The sequence below is a fragment of the Gemmatimonadaceae bacterium genome, from assembly GCA_016720905.1.
Lineage (GTDB): Bacteria > Gemmatimonadota > Gemmatimonadetes > Gemmatimonadales > Gemmatimonadaceae > Gemmatimonas.
In genome coordinates this window covers 274,943-297,818 of the sequence record JADKJT010000001.1, presented here as the reverse complement: position 1 = coordinate 297,818, position 22,876 = coordinate 274,943, and the positions used below count along the sequence as shown (strand labels likewise).

The 22,876-nt window shown below is 64.9% G+C and carries 20 protein-coding genes; 18 read left to right on the top strand and 2 right to left on the bottom strand.

The genetic code is table 11. The annotated features are described in order from the left end of the window. The first annotated feature begins 10 nt into the window (after positions 1–10). The 4 genes from IPP90_01230 to IPP90_01215 all read left to right on the top strand — a co-directional run bounded on the left by IPP90_01230 (position 11) and on the right by IPP90_01215 (position 4,855). A complete protein-coding gene (locus tag IPP90_01230) occupies positions 11–1,243 on the top strand; it encodes an O-antigen ligase family protein (GenBank protein MBL0169336.1) in 1,233 nt (410 codons plus the stop codon). A 49-nt stretch (positions 1,244–1,292) separates the two neighbouring features. Then, positions 1,293–2,813 (top strand): lipopolysaccharide biosynthesis protein, encoded by a 1,521-nt coding sequence (locus IPP90_01225; GenBank protein ID MBL0169335.1) that lies wholly within the window; start codon positions 1,293–1,295, stop codon positions 2,811–2,813. 307 nt (positions 2,814–3,120) lie between these two features. Beyond that, on the top strand, positions 3,121–4,044 hold the full coding sequence (locus IPP90_01220; GenBank protein ID MBL0169334.1) for a polysaccharide deacetylase family protein: 924 nt from the start codon (positions 3,121–3,123) through the stop codon (positions 4,042–4,044). Beyond that, positions 4,037–4,855: a hypothetical protein gene (locus tag IPP90_01215; protein MBL0169333.1), complete on the top strand. Its 819-nt coding sequence runs from the start codon at positions 4,037–4,039 to the stop codon at positions 4,853–4,855. Before IPP90_01220 ends, IPP90_01215 begins: the two co-directional genes overlap by 8 nt. Before the next feature lie 86 nt (positions 4,856–4,941). Here the strand turns inward: IPP90_01215 and IPP90_01210 are convergent, their stop codons facing one another. Both IPP90_01210 and IPP90_01205 read right to left on the bottom strand, forming a co-directional pair. Next, positions 4,942–5,841, bottom strand: coding sequence for a glycosyltransferase family 2 protein (locus tag IPP90_01210; GenBank protein ID MBL0169332.1), 900 nt, complete (start codon positions 5,839–5,841; stop codon positions 4,942–4,944). A 72-nt stretch (positions 5,842–5,913) separates the two neighbouring features. Continuing rightward, positions 5,914–7,593, bottom strand: a complete 1,680-nt coding sequence (locus IPP90_01205; GenBank protein MBL0169331.1) for a hypothetical protein — start codon at positions 7,591–7,593, stop codon at positions 5,914–5,916. 303 nt (positions 7,594–7,896) lie between these two features. Here IPP90_01205 and IPP90_01200 point away from each other — a divergent pair, with 303 nt between their 5' ends. The 14 genes from IPP90_01200 to IPP90_01135 all read left to right on the top strand — a co-directional run bounded on the left by IPP90_01200 (position 7,897) and on the right by IPP90_01135 (position 22,776). Continuing rightward, positions 7,897–9,429, top strand: coding sequence for an NAD(P)/FAD-dependent oxidoreductase (locus IPP90_01200; GenBank protein ID MBL0169330.1), 1,533 nt, complete (start codon positions 7,897–7,899; stop codon positions 9,427–9,429). Next, positions 9,426–10,613 carry a glycosyltransferase family 4 protein gene (locus IPP90_01195; protein ID MBL0169329.1) on the top strand — a complete coding sequence of 396 codons (1,188 nt, stop codon included), beginning with the start codon at positions 9,426–9,428 and terminating at the stop codon, positions 10,611–10,613. The genes IPP90_01200 and IPP90_01195 overlap by 4 nt, the downstream gene beginning before the upstream one ends. Further along, positions 10,610–11,359: a polysaccharide deacetylase family protein gene (locus tag IPP90_01190; protein MBL0169328.1), complete on the top strand. Its 750-nt coding sequence runs from the start codon at positions 10,610–10,612 to the stop codon at positions 11,357–11,359. Before IPP90_01195 ends, IPP90_01190 begins: the two co-directional genes overlap by 4 nt. A gap of 3 nt (positions 11,360–11,362) precedes the next feature. Then, on the top strand, positions 11,363–12,466 hold the full coding sequence (locus IPP90_01185) for a glycosyltransferase family 2 protein (protein ID MBL0169327.1): 1,104 nt from the start codon (positions 11,363–11,365) through the stop codon (positions 12,464–12,466). A 120-nt stretch (positions 12,467–12,586) separates the two neighbouring features. Next, complete coding sequence (locus tag IPP90_01180) at positions 12,587–12,835, top strand: hypothetical protein (GenBank protein ID MBL0169326.1); 249 nt, start codon at positions 12,587–12,589, stop codon at positions 12,833–12,835. A 22-nt stretch (positions 12,836–12,857) separates the two neighbouring features. Next, positions 12,858–13,184: a hypothetical protein gene (locus IPP90_01175; GenBank protein ID MBL0169325.1), complete on the top strand. Its 327-nt coding sequence runs from the start codon at positions 12,858–12,860 to the stop codon at positions 13,182–13,184. A 159-nt stretch (positions 13,185–13,343) separates the two neighbouring features. Next, complete coding sequence (locus IPP90_01170) at positions 13,344–14,405, top strand: Gfo/Idh/MocA family oxidoreductase (protein MBL0169324.1); 1,062 nt, start codon at positions 13,344–13,346, stop codon at positions 14,403–14,405. Between the two features lies 1 nt (position 14,406). Continuing rightward, entirely contained in the window at positions 14,407–15,369 is a 963-nt protein-coding gene (locus tag IPP90_01165; protein ID MBL0169323.1) for a hypothetical protein, read from the top strand. Beyond that, positions 15,366–16,775, top strand: coding sequence for an oligosaccharide flippase family protein (locus IPP90_01160; protein MBL0169322.1), 1,410 nt, complete (start codon positions 15,366–15,368; stop codon positions 16,773–16,775). Before IPP90_01165 ends, IPP90_01160 begins: the two co-directional genes overlap by 4 nt. Positions 16,776–16,780: 5 nt before the next feature. Beyond that, complete coding sequence (locus tag IPP90_01155; protein MBL0169321.1) at positions 16,781–17,485, top strand: HAD hydrolase-like protein; 705 nt, start codon at positions 16,781–16,783, stop codon at positions 17,483–17,485. After that, entirely contained in the window at positions 17,478–18,389 is a 912-nt protein-coding gene (locus tag IPP90_01150; GenBank protein ID MBL0169320.1) for a glycosyltransferase, read from the top strand. Before IPP90_01155 ends, IPP90_01150 begins: the two co-directional genes overlap by 8 nt. Positions 18,390–18,506: 117 nt before the next feature. Next, complete coding sequence (locus IPP90_01145; GenBank protein ID MBL0169319.1) at positions 18,507–19,781, top strand: methyltransferase domain-containing protein; 1,275 nt, start codon at positions 18,507–18,509, stop codon at positions 19,779–19,781. Continuing rightward, entirely contained in the window at positions 19,778–21,823 is a 2,046-nt protein-coding gene (locus IPP90_01140) for a glycosyltransferase family 39 protein (GenBank protein MBL0169318.1), read from the top strand. Before IPP90_01145 ends, IPP90_01140 begins: the two co-directional genes overlap by 4 nt. Then, the gene (locus IPP90_01135) at positions 21,820–22,776 is read left to right on the top strand and encodes an NAD(P)-dependent oxidoreductase (GenBank protein ID MBL0169317.1); all 957 of its coding nucleotides are present in this window, start codon (positions 21,820–21,822) and stop codon (positions 22,774–22,776) included. Before IPP90_01140 ends, IPP90_01135 begins: the two co-directional genes overlap by 4 nt. Positions 22,777–22,876 lie beyond the last annotated feature (100 nt).

Genomic DNA, 22,876 nt, shown 5'->3' with positions numbered 1-22,876 from the left:
CGCGACGGTCGTGCTCTTCGCGCTCGTCGTGATCCGCATGGGAGAACTGTGGCCGCCGATCGCCGCGGCAAAACCGGTGGTCACGCTGACCTCGGCGATCATCGTCCTGCACCTCATGCGGTCGAATTGGGCGGCCTGGCGACGTGCATTCGGCAATACCCAGGTGCGCCTGACCATCCTGTATGGACTCATCGTGATTGCGTTGGTTCCCACGTCGATCTGGAGAGGACGTTCGGTCGGCATTGCGATGGTGATGCCGTGGGGGATGGCGCTCGTCCTGTTGGCGAGCCTCACCGCGCCATCGCTGCCGGTTCTCGACCGCGTGGTTCGCTGGTTCAGCGCGCTCACCGCCATCACGGCCATCCTGCTCGTGCTGCAAGGCAATGTGGTTGAAGGCAGTCGCGTGACCTCGTCAGGCAGCTACGACTCCAACGACCTTGGCGGTCTGATGGCGCTCGCGTTGCCGCTCGCCATTGGCGGGGTGCTTCGCGGACCACTGCTCGCTCGCCTTGTCGCGGCGGCCAGCGCGCTGTCGATTCTCACGGTGTTGATGCAGACGGGTTCGCGCGGCGGATTCCTCGCCCTCGTCGCCGGCACGCTCGTGTTGCTTCTTGCGCTCTCACCCACACGCCTCCTGTTGGCTTTCGTCATCGGACTAGCGGTGGTTCCCCTTGGCTGGCGGTTGGCCCCGTCGGTGATGAGGGAGCGCGCGGCCTCGCTGCTGTCACTCGAGGAAGACTACAACACGACGAGCAACTCCGGCCGCATTTACCTTTGGAAGCGCGGACTGGTGTTTGCGGCACGGAATCCGCTGACCGGAGTCGGGCCGGGAACATTCGAGGCGCAACTGGGGCGCGATTTCGAGGAAGTCGGCTCACGCGGCGCATGGCACACGGCCCACAACACCATCGTGCAGGCATTGGCTGAACTGGGCATGATTGGCGGCGGTCTCCTGATCTACCTGCTCGGGCGAAGCGTCGTGCTGGCGGCGGCCTTCTGGCCCCGTCGGTCGCCGGTTCGTCGTCCGGAGTTTGCGGCGGCGTTGGTGGGCTATCTGGTCGCGGCGATGTTCCTGTCGCACGCCTATAGCTACCTGCTGTTCGGCGCGGTCGCACTGACCGCGATGATGGAAGGTGTCCTTCGGGTAAGGTCACCGGAGACGGTGCCAGTTGGTCACGTGCGCCAACGCCGGACTCGATCCCGACTTCCGGCGCTCGCGGCAGTTCGATCAAGTCGTGCTTGAGCGGGCCGACCTTCACGCGCCAGAGGCGTCTGCGGAGCATGCGCCAGGAATGACCGCAGCACGCCAGAGCATGGATGCCCGCCTCGCCCACGGCGTGGCGTGGACCGGCGGGGTGAAATGGGCCATCCAGCTCCTGTCGTGGTTCGTCACGCTGCTGACTGCGAAGCTCCTGGTCCCTGCGGACTACGGCTATCTGGCGGTCCTGACCGTAATCACGCGCTTCATGCTTTTGATCACGGAAGGCGGCGTCGGTGCGGCGATTGTGAACGGCCCGCAACTTGACGATCGCCAGCTCCGGCAGCTTCACAGCGTGAGCTCACTAGCCGGACTGGGGTCTTTCGCCGTGGTCCTGCTGATCTCGATTCCCCTCAGCCTGTATTTCCACGACGGAAACGTGACCAGCGTGCTCGCCGTGCTGGGTGGAACGCTGGTGCTCGAGGGGCTCACGATCGTGCCGAACGCGCGGCTCAAGCGGCAACTGGATTTCCGTACCACGGCGATGGCCGATGGCGCCCGGAGTCTGACGGATCTCGGTGTCACGCTGGGGCTGGCCGCCCTTGGTGCGCGCTACTGGTCGCTCGTCATCGGGTACTCGTCGGGGCTACTCGTGTGGAGCGCGTTGATACACGCGAAGTCGCGAGTGTCGTTCGAGCGCCCCGAGTGGACTCGTCTTGCGCCGGTGCTGCGCTTCAGTCGACAGCTGCTGGGACGCAACGTATCGGGATTCCTCGCCTTTTCCGGCGACGCCCCCATCGGCAAGCTCGCGATGTCCCGTGATGCGCTTGGGCTCTATACCCTGGCGTTCACCATCGCCTACGCTCCCGCGGAGAAAATCACGCAGATCATCCTGCGTGTCGTTCCGGCCATCCTGGGAAACGTCCGCGATTCCACCTCGGAAGTGGCGCGATATTTCCTCGCGGTCACATCCGTCGTGGCACTGGTGACGTTTCCGATGTTCGCCGGCATCGCATTCGTCGCTCCGGACCTGGTTCTGGTCCTGCTTGGGGAAAAATGGGCGCCCATGGTGCCGGTCATCATTCCGCTCTGCATCTACGGCGCGATCACCGAGGCCCTCGCCATGGTCTCTCACGTGCTGCAGGCGGTTGGCGAGACCCGGGTGCTCATGCGCAACGGCATGCTGGCCCTGCTGGTGATGCCGCTGAGCTTTCTGGTGCTCAGTCAGTCGTTCGGCGCGCCGGGCCTGGCGGCGGCGTGGGCGGTAGGGACCGTGATCCTCTCGGTGTATCCTCTCAGGGTCGCGTGCCGGCGTGTCGGCGTGACGGCCACGCAGTTCCTCGGGACCGTCGGAATGCCGATCGTTGCGACAGGCGCGATGTTGCTGCTGCTGTTCGGCATCGACACGAACCCGGCGGTGCGTGATTCCTCGCCGCTCCAACGGCTTCTGCTTCACATTGCCGCGGGCGCACTGTGCTACTCCATCACGATCTACCTGCTGGCGCGGGCGAAAGTGCAGGGCTTGTGGACGCTTGGCCGCAGCGTGCTGGCGGCGCGGCGACTGCCGACCGGCCGTGTCGTTGCGGCTTCGCCGCGCGCATGCGTGCCCGAGTGATGCCGCAATCGAAAAGGGATGAGGCGCGGACAGTGCGCACAGATGCTACCTTTGTCAGTCCTGTGCCGGCCAGGCCGAGCTCATGAGTCCCAATTGCTGCCGACCTTTCATCTCGTCGTTCGTGAGACGGTGGTTGCCACTTCACGCAGTGCTGCCAGTATTCGATCATCTCCTCGGTGCACTGCGCGCATCGACTCGGGTCCTCATTGCGTGAGTCGGCTGGGGGCGGTGCGACGCCTGCTGTACATCGGTCCGCGTGAGCGGTGCGGGCGGAGTCGCGCGCCGACTTCACCGCCATCGCCTCCTCGTGGTCTGCTATCATGGTGTGTCGACGTGCTCGCGGGCGGGGCGACATTGGCTCCTGCTCCCTCGGCGCGAGTTCGAACGGCAGGTGCGGTACCTGTCGTCGAACTACTGCCTGCTTCCGATCGATGCGGCCCTCTCCGCGCTGTACGAGGGCAAGTTGACCGAGCCGACGGCCAGCATCACGTTCGATGACGGCTACCGAAACAATTTCGAAGAGGCGTTCCCGGTGCTGACCGACCGGCAGGCACCGGCGACGATCTTCCTCGCCACCGGCTTCATCGGGACGGCGAGGCGACTTTGGACGACCGAATTGGAATTGTTGTTCGAGCAGGCCGGACCGGTCTCGGTCGACCTGCGCTCGCTGGGGCTTGGGCGTGTCACACTGGGTGACGCCGATCGCGTCCGGCCGGTTGCCCTGGCGGTCAATCGTGCCGCGAAGCGCCTGTCGCCGGCTGACCGAGCGGCTACGATCTCCGGAATCCGCCAGCAGGTCGGCAGCGCCGTCGCCGATTCGGCCGACAGTTTCGCGTTCATGGGATGGGACGACGTTCGACGCATGGAAACCTCCGGTCTCATCACGTTCGGTGCGCACACCGTCAATCATGAGATTGTAGGCCGCGTGGATGCCGAGGCACGACATCGGGAGATTCAGGATTCCGTGGCGCGCGTTGACACCGAACTTAGCGGTGATCATCGGGCGGGTGTCTCGCGGGTCTTCGCTTATCCGAACGGAGCCGTCGGTGACTTTTCCGATGCCTGCGCCGAAGAGTTGCGTGCCGCGCGCTGCACGGCCGCGCTTACGACCGTGCAGGGCCTTGCGTCCAGCACGCATGCGCCATTCGAAGTCCGTCGCGTCGTCGTCTCGGGAGACATGCGCTTCTCGGAGTTCTGTGCGCGCACCTCGGGGCTGGTCGGCAATGACTAATGGTGCACTGCCCGTGCCGCCTGCGGGTTTTCGTGTCATCGTCCTCACCTGCAGTGACCTGGGGTGGGAGACGGCCTCCGAACTTCTGGGGATGGAGGGCATTTCCGTCGTGGCGGTGGTGTCGGCGCCGCTACGTACACCGGCACTAACCGCCAGACTCCGTCGTCTGCGCAAGCGATATGGTACCGCTGGCATGCTCCTCGAACTGTCGGCGAAGCTCGTATCCCGCCTTGCGGCATTCGGAGAGCCTCCCCTTGAGCAGCCGAGGAGATTACGACCGCAGGGCGTGCAGGAACTGCGGTTCGCCGACCTCCACGGAGAGGACTGCCTCACCGCGATTCGGCAGCTGCAGGTTGATCTCGCGATCGTGGACGGGACGTACATCCTGAAACCGGACCTCTTCTCCATTCCGCGCCTCGGCGCGGTCAACCTCCACTGTGGAAAGCTGCCGGAGTTCCGTGGCAGCCCTCCCGCCTTCTGGGAACTGATGAATGGCGAGAACGAGGTCGGGGTCTCGGTGCACAAGGTCACTGAGCGACTCGATGACGGGCCGATCTACAACGAGGCGCGTGTCGCACTCGACTTGGCGCCTCCGGGTGATCCCATGCGTTTCGTGCACACCTACTGGATGAACACGCTGCGCGGTGTCGGTCGACAGCTGATCGCGAAGACCGTGCGGGAGATCGCGGAGGGCCGGGCCGTGGCCTCGCCACAGCGCCCGTTCGCGGGAAGCCCGAACCGGTCTCCGGATGCCGCGGCGGTTCGGGAAGTGCGGCGGCGAGTGGCGCTTCGGCGCGCGGAGCGCGGGTGAAGGGTGTGACACCGTTCGTGCTGCGCTACGTCCGCCGCTCCTGCGCGCGCGCCAGCAGGTATCCGAGGAACTCTCGAACATCGAGTTCATAGTCGAAGCGCTCCGCTGTTGAGCCCGTGGCGAGCGCACGCAGGGAATCCGAACGACGACTCGAGGGCGGCGCGCCATTTCCATCGCGGCGTGCCGAAGAGCTGCGCCTCGGTGCGCGCATGTTGCGCGTGGGCGACCTCGAACCGACGGGCCGTGTGCCCGCCCCAGAATCGCCGCTGCCGGTAGTACTTGTGCGTGAGCCGAATGGCCGGAACCCAGTGGCGAATGCGAAGTTCGGGTATGAACCAGCCGTTGAATCCTGCGCGCAGCAGGCGCAGCTGCATCTCGATGTCCTCACACCCGAGCGACTTCATGCCTTCGCCGCGTCCCCAGGCGACTTCGAATGGGCCGACACGCTCAAGGGCCGCGCGGCGGATGGCACAATTGCCGCCCCACATGAGCGCCGTCTCCTGGTCGAGCCGCTGTCGCGGAGTTCCCTCGGGATGGCGCGCGATGACCGTCGTTGTGTGTCGAGGGGGAAGCCAGGACGGTGGCGCTGTCTCGAACTCGGGCAGGTAGAGACCGCCCACGAAATCGAACTCGAGAGCGCGCTCTTCACGCTGGAACACCTCGATCCAGTCCGGGAGCACCACCTCGTCGTCATCGAAGAAGGCGATCCACTCGCCCCGGCCGGCGCCGATACCACGGTTGAGCGCGTACGACTTGCCCGCCGTCGGCTCGACAATGTAGGACACCGGAAATGGAGCACTGGCGGCGAAGTGCCCCACGACAGCCGGTGTTTCGTCCGTGCACGCATTGCCGACGACCAGCAGGTGGACCTGCACGCCGTGAGGAACCCGGAGGGCTGCGAGGCTCTCGAGTGTGCGCGGCAACAGCCGCGCACGGTTGTGCGTTGCGACGACCACGTCGAGCAAGAATTCCGGCTTATCCTTCACGCGGTGACGAAGTCAGTGCGCACCATGGTTCGACTCGAGACTCATTGCGTTGACGCGCCGTCGTTCGCGAGACTAGAGCAGTGGCGAGACATTGCTGAAAGTATGCTGCGGAATATCCCGCACGGGTTCATGGTCGTGCCCCACCATGGTCGGGGCCGGGCAAGGCAGGCCGTTCGGGGACGTGACTTGCCAGATCTCGTAGCGCTCGCCACTGATGACGAAGACTGAGGTCGCATAGATGAGGGACGCCCTGGGTCGGAGCAGTGGCGGGAGCGGGTCGTCAGAAGAGGTAATGACCACGACCCGGCAGTGATTTCGGAGCATGGACCGTGTGAGCCGCAGCGTCGCGATATTCCCGACGCTCTGGGGCTTGATATCGACGGGCAGGCTCGGGTCGGAATAGCCCCACGTGACATAAGTGGCCACCCGACCCTCGCGTGCCAGCCACACCGGCCGATGCATGTGCGCCGCGACGGCCATGCCGAAGCTGTCTTGGTGCGCGATGATTGGTGTTCCGGCATACTCGGGCCGGTCGAGCAGTTGGGCCACGTTGACCGAGTCGGAGAACAGGTATTGCACGTCCCCGAGCATGTACTGTCCACTCGCCAGTAGCAAAGGAACGTGCAGACCGGCGAACGCATAGCGTGAGGACGGACGGAACCGCTGTGCGAAGGCCTGCCAACGGCCAAGCGTTGGGTTTCCGGATTCAGCCAGCCAGAAACTCATCAGCCACACCACCACAAGGTGCCCGTGATGTCGCTGGTAGCCCTGTAAGACGAGAAATGTGAAGATGATCATGACGCCGCTGCCGGCGATGAGCAGCACAGTCGCGCTCCATCGCCGAAGGGTCGTCGCCAGCGCCATGACCAGGATTAGTACGGCAATGGCGTCGGCCGTCGCAAGTCCGAAGGTTGTGCCTGGGTGAACCAGACCAAAGCGCCACTGCAGGCCATTCGCGTTCAACCGGGCAATGGGAAGAAACGCTTTGGCCGGGGTCGCAACGGCGGTGCCGATGCGCCACTTATCAATACCCTCGACCGCAGCGCCGTCGCCTCTAAACGCATAACTCGAGGGTGGGACAACCTGGGAATAGACGATCGCCGTGGTGGCCGCTCCGATGGTCGCAATGGCACCTCCGACCAGCAGAATTCGCGAGGTCGCGTGCCGCGCCGCGCCGTCGTCGGGCCAAGCCCAGTCGATGAAGAACGCCAATGCGGCCGGGATGGCAACCAGCAGCCCCATCACGCTCGTATTGGCGAGCAACACGAGGAGCAGTCCGGTCAGCCATGGATGGCGCTTGCGGTGTGTCCATGCGGCGCACGCAGCGACGGCAAGGAACACGCCAAGGCCATAGGCGCGAGCGATGATCGCGTACTCATAGAACAGGTAGTACCCGAGAATCGTGACGAGTCGCTGCCAAAAAGGCAGCGGCGCAAACCGCAACACGATCCAGGCGGTACCGCTGGCAAGCGCCGTGTGAAACGCAGCAACAATCCACCATTCGCGTGAGGCCTTTCCCAGCAGGTGCAGCACGGCATGCCAGATAAGCGGATGCCCCTCGTACCGGGCATTCCTAGCCATCGACCGAAGGTCGGGGCTGTCGATCGCAAGACGCCACGCCTGCAGTTCGTCGCGCCACGGTTCATGATGCCACGCCACGACGACGAGCACCACGAGATGCAGAAGCCACACGCCCCACACCAACAGCCGCTCCCGAGAATCCTCAGCGCGATGGTGCGCGCGCACCGTCATCGTCTGGTGGTCCTCTGGCGCATGCGAATCCGGCGCGACGAGTGCAGGGCCGGCAGTCGGACGACTTGTGCGAAGTGTGGACTGGGTGGCAGACTCATTGTCATGGTCCGGGGTCAAAGGCGCCTCGTTTGGCTGGATGCCGTATCCTTGTGACATGCGAGGTGCTCTCATCGTCACGCCAATGGCATTATTCAATTCTGGCCGTTGGGTCACCGCCGTGAACTACCGCACGTCAATCCTACCGGCAAGCACCGGGCCTGTGCAACATCGCCAAGGAAATTTGGCAACACTCTTGGAGTATGCATGGCCCTGAAGGTCGAGGACACGAGCCCAGATCTGACTCTGGAGACACCTCCAGAGGTCCGCGATGTGCGGCCCCTCCGCGCTGGGGATCACATCGCCGTTATCGGTGGCGGTCCCGCCGGCCTGACCATCGCCTACCTGCTGGCCAAGCGCGGCTTCGCCGTGACGGTGGTGGAGGGCACGGACATGGTGGGTGGCATCTCGCAAACGGCCCGTTACAAAGGGTACCGTTTTGACATCGGTGGTCATCGATTCTTTACGAAAATTTCGCCGGTGCAGGCCCTGTGGGAGGAACTGCTGGGCGACGATTTCATCGACGTGCCGCGGCTGTCGCGCATTCATTATGGCGGCAAGTACTTCAACTACCCGCTTAAGGCCTTCAACGCGCTGGCTGGTCTGGGACTCATCAACGCGTTCCGGATCATCGCCAGTTACCTGAAGGTCAAGATGTATCCGTCGCCCGTTGAGGAAACTTTCGAACAATGGGTCACCAATCGATTCGGCCGACGGCTGTACGAGATCTTCTTCAAGACCTATACCGAAAAGGTCTGGGGCATCCCGTGCACCGAGATTCGCGCCGAATGGGCCGCGCAGCGTATTCAGGGGCTGTCGCTGGCCAGGGCGATCTTGTCCGCCACGGCGCTGACACGACGCAACAACAGCATCAAGTCACTGATCGACACCTTCAAGTACCCGCGACTGGGACCGGGTCAGATGTGGGAAGCGTGCCGGGATCGGATTGAGGCGCTGGGTGGACGGGTCCTGATGCAGCAATGGGTGCATCGGGTCGAGCTGAAAGACGGGCGCGCCACCGCCATCGTCGCGTCGTCTTCGACAGGCGACGTGCGCATCGAGGCCGATCATGTCATCTCCACCACCGATATCCGTTCGCTCGTTCGAACGCTGGGTGATACGGTGCCGCCTCCGGTGCGCACTGCCGCGGAAGGGCTGCGCTATCGGGACTTCCTGGTCGTGGCCCTGATCCTGGACAAGGAAAAGCTCTTTCCGGACAACTGGATTTATGTGCACACGCCCGGCGTGAAAGTCGGCCGTATCCAGAATTTCAACAACTGGAGTGCGGCGATGGTGCCGGACGCCGGCCGGACGTGCCTCGGCATGGAGTATTTCTGCTTCGAGGGCGATGGGTTGTGGGCCAGCAGCGATGCCGAGCTGCAGGCATTGGCGGCTCGGGAACTGGAATCGCTGGGTCTGGCCAAGGCGTCGGATGTGGTGGACGGGACCGTGGTGCGGATGCCCAAGGCGTATCCCATCTACGATGCGGCGTATCGAGGCCACCTCGATCGTGTTCGCGCGTTCATTGATCGCGTGCCGAACATGCACACGGTTGGTCGCAACGGCATGCACAAGTACAACAATCAGGATCACTCCATGTATACGGCCATGCTGACCCTGGAGAACATGCTGGGGCAGGCACGGCACGACGTGTGGGCCGTGAACACCGATTTCGAGTATCACGAGGAGCAGCGCGTCGATCCCAACGAGAAGGCGGAGATGGGGGGGGCGTCGGCGTGACGATGCGGGTCGGTGTGGATGCGTCGACGCTGGCCAATGGACGCGGGTTCGGGCGGTTCACCCGCGAACTGTTAACAGCGATGCTTCCGACGTCCACCGACGTGGAGTGGGTGCTTTTTGCGGACGCGCGCGCCTCCGACGCGGCGCGGGATATTGCCGCCCTGGCGACCCGAGCGCGCGTGGTGGTGGTGCCGCAGTCGGTCTCACCGACCGTGGCTGCGGCGTCCGATGGGAGTCGTTCCGTCTCGGATATGCTGCGATTCACCCGGGCGGTGCATCGGGAACGTCTGGATGCGTTCTTCTCGCCCGCGGTGTACGCGTACTTCCCGACACCGCCGGGGCTGCCGTTGCTGGTGTGCCTGCACGACGCCATCGCGGAGCGCTTTCCCGAACTGACGCTGCCGTCGACTCGCGCGCGCCTGTTCTGGCAGATAAAAAGCCGGTTGGCGCTGGCCCAGTCCCGGTTGGTACTCACTGTATCGGAGACTGCCGCCGCCGATATCGCGCGATTCTATCGCATTGCACCGTCGCGCATCCGTGTGGCATTGGAGGCGCCGTCGGCGGCATACCGTCCCTCGGACAATCAGCCGGCGATTCGGGCGCTCGCGGCACGACACGGCGTGACCGATGCCGCCGCGTGGTTCATCTACGTGGGTGGCTTCAATCCGCACAAGCATGTGGATGTGCTGGTGAGTGCGCATGCGAAACTCGTGGCGGAAACAGGACGGGCGACGCACCTGCTGCTGGTGGGCGCCTTGACCGACGTTTTTCACGAGAGCATCGACACCATTCGGCAACGGATCACGCAGGTCGGGACCGGGCCCTTGGTTCACTGGACCGGGTTCGTGCCGGACGACGAATTGCGTCTGCTGTTGAGTGGCGCCGTGGCCAGTGTGCTGGCCTCGGAGTGCGAAGGGTTCGGCTTGCCCGCGGTCGAAGCGGCGGCGTGCGGCACGCCGGTGATTGCCACGTTGGAAAGCCCGCTTCCGCAGTTGCTGCCGGGCGCCGGGCATTTCGTCGCGCCGCGCGACGAGCGGGCACTGGTTGAGGCGATGCGGAAGCTGCTGGTCGATCCCGTCCACCGCGCGTCGTGCGCTCAGGCGGCTCTTGCGGGCGCGCAGCGGTTGAGTTGGGGGCGAACCGCCGGGGTCACGTGGCAAGCGATTCAGGATCTGGCGGCATGATGCGCGCTGTGCTCACCTATCACTCCATCGACGAGACGGGTTCGCCGATTTCCATCGCGCCCGAGGCGTTTCAACGCCACGTCGCGTGGCTGACCGGCGGGTCGGTGCGGGTGCAATCGTTGTCGGCGCTGCTGGCCGACAGCGAGAACGGGCACCATGAGCCGGCGGTTGCCCTCACGTTTGATGACGGCATCGCCAATTTTGCCGAATATGCGGCGCCCGTGCTCCGTGACCATGACCTGCCGGCGACGCTGTTCGTCGTCGCCGATCACGTCGGACGGGACAACCGTTGGGGAGGCACCTCGCAAGCGGGTATTCCGGACCTGCCGCTACTCGACTGGGATGCCCTGGAGCGTTTGGCGAAGGCCGGTGTGGCCATCGGGGCGCACACGCGGACGCATCCGCGCCTCACGCGACTGTCGGCAACGGCGGTCGAAGATGAACTGTTGACGGCGACGGACGAGATCGCCGCGCGACTGGGCGCACGGCCGGACAGCTTCGCCTATCCGTACGGGGACTGCAACGACGCGGTGGCCTCGGTCGCTCGAACGGCGTTTCGCTGGGCGTGCACGACGGAGTTCCGGGCGCTCCGGTCACGCGAGGATCACGCACGCATCCCGCGGCTCGACGCGTGCTCGTTTCGGGCGCCCGGGCACCTGGAGGCGTGGGGATCTCCCGGGTTTCGATTGGGTGTCGGACTTCGCGCTACGGCGCGTCGCATGCGGCGCCTTCTCCACACGGACTGATCAGTGCTCACGCATCCGAGTTCAGATTCGCGGGACAACCGATCCGACGGGGCGGCGCTGGCCCTTTCGGTAATCGTGCCGGCGTTCAACTGTCCGGTGGTCCTGCAGAGCTGCCTGACCGGACTGCTGGCCAGTGACCTGCCGCGCGCGCGTTGGGAATTGATCGTGGTTGACGACTCGAGTACCGACCAGACGCCGGATCTGGCGCGCACCATGGCCGACCGCGTGCTGACAACCACCAGCGGACCTCGGGGGCCCGGCGAAGCGCGCAATCTTGGCGCCACCGTGGCCCGCGCAGGTGTGCTGTTGTTTGTGGATGCCGACGTCGTGGTGTCGCCAACCACCCTGACCGGCTTCGCGCGGGCGTTCGACGCGAATCCGGACGTCGTCGCCGTCTTCGGGGCGTACGATGATCGCCCGGCCCACCCGGGATTCCTGTCGCAGTACCGCAACTTGCTGCATCACCATGTGCATTCGACCCATCCGGGAGACGCGTCCACGTTCTGGGCGGGGTGCGGGGCCGTGCGCCGTACAGCATTTCTCGACGTCGGCGGCTTCAACGGGTCCCGGTATCCTCGGCCCCAGATCGAGGACATCGAACTGGGGTATCGATTGAAGGATCGCGGATGCCGCATTCTGCTGGTGCCGGAACTCCAGGGCAAACACCTCAAGCAGTGGACGCTGCGCAACATGGTTCGGACCGACCTGCGCGATCGCGCGGTGCCCTGGATGCATCTGCTTATCGATCGACGGGAGGTGTCGTCGCACGGCCCGCTCAACCTGCAGTTTCGCGAAAAAGCCCTGACGGCTGTCTCGGGCATTGCGGCTCTGGCGTTCGCCCTCGCCGTCGTCACCCTGAGCGGGGCGTGGCTGGTGATCTCGCTCCTCGGCATCGCTGGCGTGGTTCTGGGCAATGCGGCGCTGCTGCGCTGGTTCCAGCGACACCGCGGTGCGTTTTTTGCCTTGCGTGTCGTGCCGTTCCGATTGCTCTTTTACGTACTGAGCGGCATCGGTGCGGCGTGGGCGATCCTTACGCATCGTTCCCACGCGGTGCCATCATCCATCACGCCACTTCACGACCGACGCGATCCAGTCGCGGCCTCCTGATGCCGATATGACGAATCCTGAACCAGCCATCGAACGTCAACTCGCGCTGGCCTTTGCTCCGCTCGACAAGCGCGCACTGGGCCTGGGCTTTGGTGCGGCGTGTGCCTGCTCCTCGCGGCCATGACCATCGTGTCGATGGTCGTCGATCCGGACCAGCGATTCCCCCTGTGGTTGCTGCACGAGTATTTCTACGGCTACAGCGTTTCCATCATCGGCGTCCTGGTGGGCGCGGCCTGGGCGTTTGTCACCGGATTTTTCTGGGGGTGGTTCGCGGCGTTTGCGCGAAACCTCGTCTATGCATTCTGGTTGATGACTCTGCGGATCCGCAGCGACTTCTCGACCACTCGTGATTTCCTGGACCACATCTGACCTTTCCGATTCCGGCCTCGCCATGACCGCTCCGCATCGCACTCCTTCGTCGTCGTTCGAGCCGCTCCCGCCCGAAACGCAGCGCACGCTCGCCCGCCTGCACGCCCGCGCGTGGGGCGTCGCCACCGGCTTTCTGATGGGCTTCGGCCTGTTTTTCGCCACCATCATCCTGGTCCTGCAGGGCGGACCGGACATGGGCCAGCATCTCGGGCTGATATCGGTCTTCCTGCCGGGGTACTCCGTCAGCGTGGTCGGCGCGTTTGTCGGGTTCGTGTACGCGTTCGTCATCGGCTATGCCTTCGGTCGTATCGTAGGCACCGTGTACAACGCGACCGTCAGACCGCAATGACCTTTCGGCGGCGCTGACCAGAGGATGAGCGGCGCCGCACGGTGCCGTCGTCCGGTCCGTCAGTCCGAAGGGGGCCGCTCGCTGTGACACGGGCACGCCAATCCGGCGCGTCAAACGCATTCGTTCTTCCGCTCGGCAGGCGCCGACACAGGCTTGGTTATGACGATCAGAGTTGGCGTCGTTGGCGCGGGGATCATCGGCCGACTACGCGCCGAAAGCTTGCGTGACAATCCGCATACCACCCTGGCGGCGGTATACGATGTCGTACCAGCGGCGGCCGCCGAGGCCGCGAAGGGAACTGATGCGGTCGTGGTCGGCGATCTCGAGGCGTTCCTTCGCGTGCCGATGGACGCCGTCATCATCTCGTCGCCCATTCATCTGCACGAGGAAGCGTGTCTCGCGGCGTTCGAGCGCGGGCTGCACGTGCTGTGCGAGAAGCCACTCTCGAACAGCATCGAGTCCTGCGAACGAATCATTGCGGCGGCGCAACGGGCGGGACGGGTGCTGGCCATCGGGTTCAATCTGCGCTACTACCCCGCGATGCAGTATGTACGCGAGGTGGTCGATGCCGGTACGATCGGGCCGATCGATCACGTTCGCGTCTTCGGCGGCCATGATGGCCTGGGGAATTTCCGGGCGGACTGGCAGTTTCGTGCCCCGGTCTCGGGCGGCGGCGCCATGATGGACGTGGGGATCCACATGTCCGACCTGGCCCGCTATTTCCTCGGGGAAATCACCGATGTCTACGGCATGATGTCGGAGTCGGTGTGGAATGTTCCGGGGTCCGAGGACAATGCGGTGGCCATATTCCGAAACGCCGCAGGGACGGCGGCCACCTACCATGCTACATGGACGGAATGGCAGGGGTACGAGGCCGCCATCGAGGTGTACGGTCCCCTGGGCATGGTCCGCGGTTCGTATGCGCCCATGGCCAACCTTCTCATCACGCACAGCCATCCTGGCGCCCCTCGTCGCGTGCAGCGACGTCGACATCTCGATGTCATGGTCCGCGAAAAGTTGCGTTCGTGGACGACGACTACGCGGCTGACGTTTGACGGTGAGCTGACGGATTTTCTGGCCAGAATCGCCGGTCGCCCCAGCGGTGCCCTGGCTGACGGGTACGCCGGGTTACGGGCGCTGCAGGTGGCCGACGCCGTGCGCCGCAGCTCGGCGTCGCGCGAAGCGGTCCATCTGGCGCCGCTCGGTTCGATGTGGGGGTGAGGTGAGTCCGGCCAGCAGCGAATCAGCGGCGGCAACCAGCGCAACGGTGTCCGCGGCGCCGCTCATGAGCGTCGTCGTCACGATCGTCGAGGGTGGTGCCGCGTTGCCGCGGTTGCTGCGCGCGCTGGTCGAACAGGAGGACGCGCCGCCGATGGAGATCCTTGTCCCGTATGACGAGAGCGTCCGGGAGCTGGCCGCGTTGCAGTCGGTGTTTCCGACCGTGCAGTTTCTGCCCCTTGGCACCGTGTCCACGGAACAGCCAATCGCGTCGGCCGGTGGGGAGCACGAGTTGTTTGACCGGCGCCGAGCGGTTGGCCTTCGGGCGGCACGGGGTGAGCTGATCGCCATCGTCGAGGACCGCGGGGCGCCGCGAAGCGACTGGGCGCGCACTGCCGCACACCTGCATGCTCGCCTGCCGTACGCGGTCATTGGCGGTGCCATCGATCCGTTGGCGTCCGGCATCATGGGCTGGGCCATTCACGTCTGCGACTTCACCCGATACTCGTCACCGTTCCAGAGCGGCGCGCGCGACTGGGTGAGCGACGTCAATGTCATCTACAAGCGTCGCGCATTGGAGCAGACGCGGGACCTCTGGCAGGAGCGTTATCAGGAGCCCGTGGTGCACTGGGCGCTGCAGCAACAGGGGGAGACGCTCTTCCTCTCGGACGAATTGGTCGTGGAGCATCAGCGGGCGCCAGTGCTGCTGGCGCGTTTACTGAACGAACGGTTTCACTGGGGCCGCCTGTTCGGCGCGATTCGCGGGCGTCACCTCGGTGTCGCGAAACGTCTGATGCTGGCCGCGGCGGGTCCGCTCATCCCGTTCACCGTGTTCGCGCGCCACGCGCGCGCGCACGTGAGCAAGGGCCGAGGGTGGCGCTTCGCGAGCGCCGCACCCGCCATCCTCCTGTTGCTCACCGTGTGGACGGCCGGTGAAGTGGCGGGCATCGTCACCCGGCGCACGTGACGTCCGCCGTTTCGTCGGTGGGGCTTCGCTTCCTCAAGCTGGGATTCGGAGAAGCCGCGGCGCGTATCCTGGCGTTCTTCGCGACGGTGTACTTGGCACGGACACTCGGTGCGTCGATCTACGGCGTGCTCGTCGCCGCCATGACCGTCGTGATGTATCTCACGTTCGTCGCCGACTGCGGCATCGAGATGCTTGGGGTGCGCGAGGTGGCCGATCGCCCGGATGCCCTGTCACAGACGTTGCCGCCGATTCTCGGCGGCCGCGTACTCGTGGCGATCGCGCTGCTGGCCGTGACACTGGTGGTGGCGTTGACGGTGGTCCCCAAGCCCGACGGGCCCGTGCTGGCCGTGTACGCGGTGACATTGTTGACCGTCGCGATGGGCACCCGCTGGGTCCATCTGGGCCTCGAGCAACCGGGCAATGCCTCCTGGTCGCGGGTGATCAGCGAGGGAACTGCCGCGTTGATCGTGCTGCTGGCCGTGCGTCATCCCGACGATTTGCTGCGCGTCCCACTGGCTCAGGTGTTGGGCGAGTTGCTTGGTGCCATCTTCCTGATACGCCTGCTGCCGGCCACGGTGCGGCCGCTGCGATTGCAGATGCGTCCCGCAGTGCTGGTGCCCTTGGTGCGTCGTTCCTGGCCAATGGTGCTGCACGGATTGCTTGGTCTGGCCATCTACAACAGCGACTTCCTGTTTCTGCGAGCCATCAAAGGCAGCACGGCTGTCGGTTACTACGCGGCCGCCTATACGTTGATCAGCTTCTTCCAGAACCTTGGCGTCGCGTACACCATGAGCCTGATTCCAAGCCTCACGCGCGTCCGTCACGATGCGATGGCGGCTCGCGCGCTCGTGGACGGTGCCACGGTCCAGATACTCGCCGGCGGCCTGCCGGTTGCCGCCGGTGGCATTGTGGTGGCCATGAGTCTGGTGACGTTCATCTTTGGTGCGGGATACGCGCCCAGTGCACTCCCGTTGCAGATCCTGCTGGTCATCGTGCCCGTGGCGCTGGTGCGCAACGTGGGGCAGGGCGTGCTCATCGCCTTTGAACGTCAGGACCTGATGTTGCGCACGGTGCTGTGGGCCGCAGGCGCCAACGTGGTCCTGAATATCGTGCTGATCCCGCGGTGGGGCATGACGGGAGCGGCGGCAGCCACGCTGGCCACCGAGATGGTCCGGACCGGACTTGCCTTACGCTATTCGTGGCGGCTCGGGTTGTCGATGACCGCGCCGCGGCGCTTCTACCGTGTGGGTATTGCCACTTCGATCATGGCGCTGACCGTGTGGGTACTGGGTGATCGTTCCGTGCTGCTCAGCGTGCCGATTGGTGCGCTGGCGTACGTGGGCGCACTGCTGGCGGTCGGGGGGATCCGACTCCGCCGAGGTGCGTTTCCAGAGCTCGCGCTCTGACTCGCATGGCACGGCGCGAGTCGCTCTTGGGCACCCTGTGGCAATCGGCGCCGCGCCTGGGCACGGTCATGCGGCACATGTGCCCTACGTGGCATATGGCATCGCTGGAACAACTGAGCGCGCCGTTCCTTGAGCGAGAGGGAATTCGCGGCATCATCTGGGACATCGATGGAACGCTCACCGCCTATCACGATTCCCGGCTCCATACGGACATCGAGACGCAATTCCAGACATTACTGGCGTTGCCGTGGCTGCGGCACGTGGTGGTCTCGAATTCGCCTGAATCACGGTTCTCGCAGCTTGGACAGATGCTGCCGACGGTGCCGATTCTCCGCGTGTATGGCGGCGGTGCGACGCGGATCCGGCAATTGCATCAGGGTGTCGACTCCATGTCGGCGACCGAACGTGCGGCGGCGAGGGGTGATGATTTCCATGCCCTTCGGAAGCCGAGCCGCGCGCTGGTGCTCGCCGCCGTCGGTGCGCTTGGGTGTACCGTGCGCGAAGTCGTGATGGTGGGCGATCAATACCTGACGGACGTGGCGGGGGCGGGGATGGCCGGCGTGCGCAGCATCAAGCTGCCGACGCTTGCGTCCTCCTCGTTCCCCCTGTCCATTCGCGTGGCGCAAGTCGTCGAACGCCTGCTCTTTCTTTCCCTCCATGGTTGGCGCCAGCCGTCGGCCCACCAAACCTCCCTGGATCCCCGTGGCTGAACCCATCGAAGCGACCCCTGTCCTCACCGTGGTCGTGCCCTCGGTCAACGGGCTGCACGACCTGGTGCCCTGCTGCGATGCATTGAACGAGGTGCGTGCGCGAATTGCCCTTGAAGTGCTGGTGGTGGATCGGCTTGGCGGCGACGTTGCGGCCACGGTACGGTCGCGATTTCCCTGGGTCACGCTGCATGAGGTGCCGCGAGCGACGACCATCCCGCAAATGCGGGATGCCGCCTTCCGGCTGGCGCGGGCCGAGGCCATTGCGGTGATCGAAGACCATGTAATCGTGCCGCCGGAGTGGGGAGAGCGTCTGCTGGCCGCCCTCGCGGAAGGGCACGATGTGGTGGGTGGCCCCATCGAGAATGCCGCCTCCGAGCGGTTGCTGGACTGGGCGACGTTTCTCTGCGAGTACAGCGCCTGCTTGCCGCCATTGCCGGAAGGCGAGGCCGCATGGCTTCCGGGCAACAATGTCGTGTACCGCCGCGCGGTGTTGCAGCGCTATCTGCCGATCACGGCGCAGGGGGCATGGGAGAACCGGCTGCATGATGCCATGCGCGCGGACGGTGTTCGACTGGTCTGTCGTGCGAACCTGTTGGTCGGTCACAAGAAGCATTTCGGGCTGTTGGAGTACGCGGGGCAGCGTTTCCTGTACTCCCGGTCGTATGCCGGCGCCCGAGTGCAGGGGGCGACGTTCGCTCGGCGGCTCGCCACGGGTGCTGCGGCTTTCGCCTTGCCGCCGCTGCTCCTGTTGCGCATCACCCGAAGCCTTGTGGCCAAGGGCGTTCCGATGGGGCGCGTGATGGCCACCCTGCCGTTCATTTCCGCGTTCGTCGTGGCCTGGGGACTTGGCGAGGTGGTCGGGTACTGGTTGGGCGCCGGGAATGCACTGTCCCGCGTGCGCTGAGGATGGTCTGTCGGCGTGGCGGAACCGGCGGTTGCGTCGTGTTGCGTGCGATCGAATGCGCACGTCATATTCGTGCGTCAGGACGGCGCGCAGTGACCCTTCCACAGTGATGGTACAGTGAGCGAGTCCATTGGGCAGCGGTCCGCAGCGCAAGCGGTGCATCGCGTTCGAACGCAGTGCCGGGCCTGCGGGGCAGAACGGCTGACGCGGTTTCTGGTACTTGGCCCACAGCCGTTAGCGAACGCCAACTTGCGAACGATGGGCGACGCGGAGCACGAAGCCCGATATCCGCTCGATGTGTACTTCTGCGAGGAGTGCGCCTTGGTGCAACTCGCGGATGTCATCGATCCGGAGGTCTTGTTCCGGCACTATCTGTATGTCACCGGGACCTCGGAAACGATCGCCGCGCACAACGTCGCCTATGCGCGTACGGTGGCGGACCTGTTGACGCTTGGCGCCGACGATCTGGTGGTGGAAGTCGCCAGCAACGACGGCAGCCTGTTGCGTTGCTTTCAGGCGCTTGGCGTCCGGACTCTCGGCGTCGAGCCGGCCACCAACATCGCCGAGATCGCGCGCAGCGATGGCATCGAGACGGTCGGAGACTTCTTCAACGGCGAGACCGGGACCCGGCTGCGTGCGGCACGCGGGGCGGCGCGCGCGGTGATTGGCAACAACGTGCTGGCGCATGTGGACGATACCCAGGACTTCCTGCGTGGTGCGAAGGCGCTCATTGACGGCGACGGCCTGGTGATCACCGAAGTGCCGTACGCGCGCACCATGCTGGAACATCTCGAGTATGACACGGTCTATCACGAGCACCTCTGTTACTTCTCTGTCACCGCACTGCAACGACTGTGCGCGTCGGTGGGATTGACGCTGGTGCGGGTTGATGAGGTGCCCGTGCATGGTGGATCGGTGCGCATGTATGCCGGCCGGCGGGAACACTACGCCACGCCGGGCGCGAGCGTCCTGCGGATGATCGAATCCGAAGCGGCGATTGGCCTGACGAGTCTGGCGCGATGGCAGCGGTTCGCCCATGATGTCGAGTCGCAACGCACCGCGTTGCGCGCGCTGCTGGAGCGATTGCGGGACGAGGGCAAGCACGTTGCCGGGTATGGCGCACCGGCCAAGGGCAACACGCTGCTCAACTACTGCGGCATTGGCACCGATCTTGTGCCCTACACGGTGGATCGCAGCGCGCTCAAGGTGGGCACACTGACCCCCGGCATGCATCTGCCGGTGCTGCCGGTGGAGACCCTGCTGGAGCGACAGCCGGACTATGTGCTCATTCTGGCCTGGAATTTCGCGGATGAGATCATGCGTCAGCAGCAGGCGTATCGCGATCGGGGTGGGCAGTTCATTGTGCCGATACCCTTTCCGGTCATCGTGTGAGTACTCGCAACAGCGCCGGGACGGCCATCGGCTGGGCGCTGCTTTTTCTGGCAGGTTTCGCGGCAGCATTGTCGCTGATTTCGGCGGGTCCGGCGCTCGCCTATCAGCATTATCTCCCGCTGCGCGCATTTCCAAACCACCCACTGAGCGTCGCGGTCCTGGCGGTGCAGGTGATCCTGGTGCCGTCCGCGCTGCGCGCGGACATTGGCCGGCTGTACGTTCGCGTCGTCGGCCTGTTGCCCGGCTGGAGGCTTCCGGTGTTCGTGATGGCGATGGCCGGCTCCAGCGCCGTCGTGGGGCGGGACATTCCGCGTTTCGTCAGCGAAATCGTGACATCGTCGCTGATCCAACTGCTCAGCCTCGGGACGCTCGTGTTGGTGGTGCGCGCATTGCCGCCGGATGCTGCGCGGTGGCTGGACGATCGATTCGGGCGTTTGTTGGGCGGTGATCTCGCCTTTGGCGACAAAATCGCACCGCGGATTGATCGGTTCGCGATCACCACGGCGGTCGGCGTAACGGCTGCCTGCCTCCTGCTGTATGTCGTCGCATACAACCGGCATCCGCACATTCCCGACGAGGTGGCGTACCTGTTTCAGGCACGCACCTTCGCCAGCGGACGACTGACCGTGCCCAATCCGCCGGTGCCGTCTGCATTTGGTCTGTATCTGTTTGAAAGCGGGGCGAACGGATGGTTCACGCCCGTCCCTCCCGGTTGGCCGGCGGCGCTGGTGCCGGGCGTGCTGATCGGAGCGCCCTGGCTGGTGAATCCGGTGTTGACCGGCGTGAATGTGCTGCTGCTGTATCTGGTGCTGCAGCCGCTCTACGGGCGACGTGTCACACGCCTGGCGACGCTCTTATTCGCCACGTCACCATGGAACGTGTTCCTCGGCATGAGCTTCATGCCGCACGCCCTCACCATGTGGTGCGCCCTGGCCGCGACGCTCGGCGTCATGTTGGCGCGACGCACTGGACAGGCGCGATGGGCGTTATGCGGGGGGCTCGCGCTGGGTGTCGCGGCAAGTGTCAGGCAGCTGGATGCAATGATCATGGCGGCCGCGCTCGGGCTGTGGGCGATCGGGCTCGGCGGGCGACGCCTGCGCCTGTCCGGCACGGCGGGACTGGTGCTGGGTTCGTTGCTCGCCACCGCGCCGTTGCTGGCGTTCAATCGATTCTTCACGGGCAAGGTCAGCACATTTCCCATGATGACGTACATCGATCGAGTGTATGGTAAGGGCGCCAACGATTACGGATTCGGCAAGGATCGCGGCATGGGGTGGGCGCTTGACCCCAATCCCGGCCACGGTCCGATCGACGGAATCATCAACGCCGCGCTCAACACGTCCACCACGCAGGTGGAGCTGTTCGGCTGGAGCGTCGGGTCGCTGTTGCTGGTGTATGCGTTCGTGCTGCGGGGTCGGCTGTCTACCGCGGATCGCCTGATGCTGGGCCTCGTCGGCATTACCTGGCTGGCCTATTTCTTCAACTATTATTCGGGCGGTCCCGACTTTGGTGCCCGATACTGGTTCCTCATGATCGTGCCATTCGTCGCGCTCACATCGCGGGGGGCATTGACGCTTCTGGCACCGGATGCCATGTGGGGAGTCTCCGAGACCTTGCCGGGACGGGTCGACAGTCGGGGTTTGACCGCAATCGCACTGTTGGTCCTGGGCAGCTGGCTGATTTTCGTGCCGTGGCGCGCGGTGGACAAATACCGATTCTTCCGAGGCATGCGGCCGGACCTTGCCACAATGAGTACGCGCTATGGCTTCGGTCGAGGATTGGTGCTCATCGCGGGGCGGGAGTTTCCGGACTTTGCGTCCGCTGCGACCTACAACCCTCTCGACCTCGACGAGGCCGTTCCCGTGTACGCCCGTCGCACCGGGCCGGCGACGGACAGCGCGGTGATTGCCGCGTTTGCGGATCGACCGGTGTGGCTCGTCGATGGTCCAACGGTGTCGGGTCAGCGGTTCACCGTCCGCGCCGGACCGCTCTCCACGAGTGAGGCGCTGGCGAGTGTCCGGGCGCCGCTGTCGGTACCATGAGTTCCGGATACGCTGGCGTTCGCGTGCTCGTTCTGGGGGCGTCAGGCTTTATCGGGCGATGGGTGGCTCGGAGCCTGGCATCCTGCGGTGCCGACGTGACGTGTGGCGTTCGCGATGTGGCGGCGATGCGCGCACTGAGCAATGCCTACGGGCTTGAGACGCGGGTGGTGCCGGTTGATCTCTTGGATGCGATGGCCGTCGCGGACCTGATTGACGCCTGGCGGCCGACCATCACGTTCAACCTCGCGGGATATGGGATTGACCGATCCGAGCGGAATGAGGCACGATCGTGGCGAATCAATGCGGAACTGGTGGAGCAACTGGGAGAACTGGTGCATCGCACTCCATCAGGGCTCTGGCCGGGGCAGCGATTGGTGCATGCCGGGTCGGCGCTGGAGTATGGCCCCATCGGCGGGTCCTTGCCGGAAGACGCACGTCCGGCGCCGACGACGTTGTATGGCGTCTCCAAGCTGGCCGGCACCCGATCGTTAGTGGACCAGTGGCCCTTGTCCTCCGTGACCGCTCGTCTCTTCACTGTCTACGGACCGGGCGAGCATGACGGGCGGTTGCTGCCTACCTTGCTGGAGGCACGACGTCATACACAACTCGTCGGGTTGAGCGAAGGATTGCAGCTGCGGGACTTCACGTACGTCGAGGACGTCGCGGAAGGCCTGCTTCGGCTGGGACGGCAGCCTTCAATACCCGGAGGGGTAGTGAACCTCGCAACGGGGAGGCAGTGCCGCGTGCGGGACTTCGCGGAAACCACGGCGGTGGTGCTCGGGATACCGTCAAGCCGTCTCTCCTTTGGCGCCCTGCCCGGGCGCACTGACGAAATGCCTCACGATGCGGTGTCGGTGACGAGGCTGCGTCAGATCCTTGGGTGGGTGCCTTCGATCTCGGTGGCTGATGGCGTTCAGCGAACGGCGTTGTTCTTCGGCGTCGACGTCCCTTGATAGGCGCCATCGGAGCCTATGGGCTTCCCGGGCGGCCGGTCGTTATTTTTTTGGGGCCGCAGTCGTCGATTCTGAGCAAAGAATACACTCCGTTCTTCGC

What these genes read in the sequence shown, in the direction of transcription:
- IPP90_01225 (MBL0169335.1), top strand. Translation starts at nt 1,293, where the DNA reads ATGACCGCAGCACGCCAGAGCATGGATGCCCGCCTCGCCCACGGCGTG.
- IPP90_01215 (MBL0169333.1), top strand. Translation starts at nt 4,037, where the DNA reads ATGACTAATGGTGCACTGCCCGTGCCGCCTGCGGGTTTTCGTGTCATC.
- IPP90_01205 (MBL0169331.1), bottom strand. Translation starts at nt 7,593, where the DNA reads ATGACGGTGCGCGCGCACCATCGCGCTGAGGATTCTCGGGAGCGGCTG.
- IPP90_01200 (MBL0169330.1), top strand. Translation starts at nt 7,897, where the DNA reads ATGGCCCTGAAGGTCGAGGACACGAGCCCAGATCTGACTCTGGAGACA.
- IPP90_01190 (MBL0169328.1), top strand. Translation starts at nt 10,610, where the DNA reads ATGATGCGCGCTGTGCTCACCTATCACTCCATCGACGAGACGGGTTCG.
- IPP90_01180 (MBL0169326.1), top strand. Translation starts at nt 12,587, where the DNA reads ATGACCATCGTGTCGATGGTCGTCGATCCGGACCAGCGATTCCCCCTG.
- IPP90_01175 (MBL0169325.1), top strand. Translation starts at nt 12,858, where the DNA reads ATGACCGCTCCGCATCGCACTCCTTCGTCGTCGTTCGAGCCGCTCCCG.
- IPP90_01170 (MBL0169324.1), top strand. Translation starts at nt 13,344, where the DNA reads ATGACGATCAGAGTTGGCGTCGTTGGCGCGGGGATCATCGGCCGACTA.
- IPP90_01155 (MBL0169321.1), top strand. Translation starts at nt 16,781, where the DNA reads ATGGCACGGCGCGAGTCGCTCTTGGGCACCCTGTGGCAATCGGCGCCG.
- IPP90_01135 (MBL0169317.1), top strand. Translation starts at nt 21,820, where the DNA reads ATGAGTTCCGGATACGCTGGCGTTCGCGTGCTCGTTCTGGGGGCGTCA.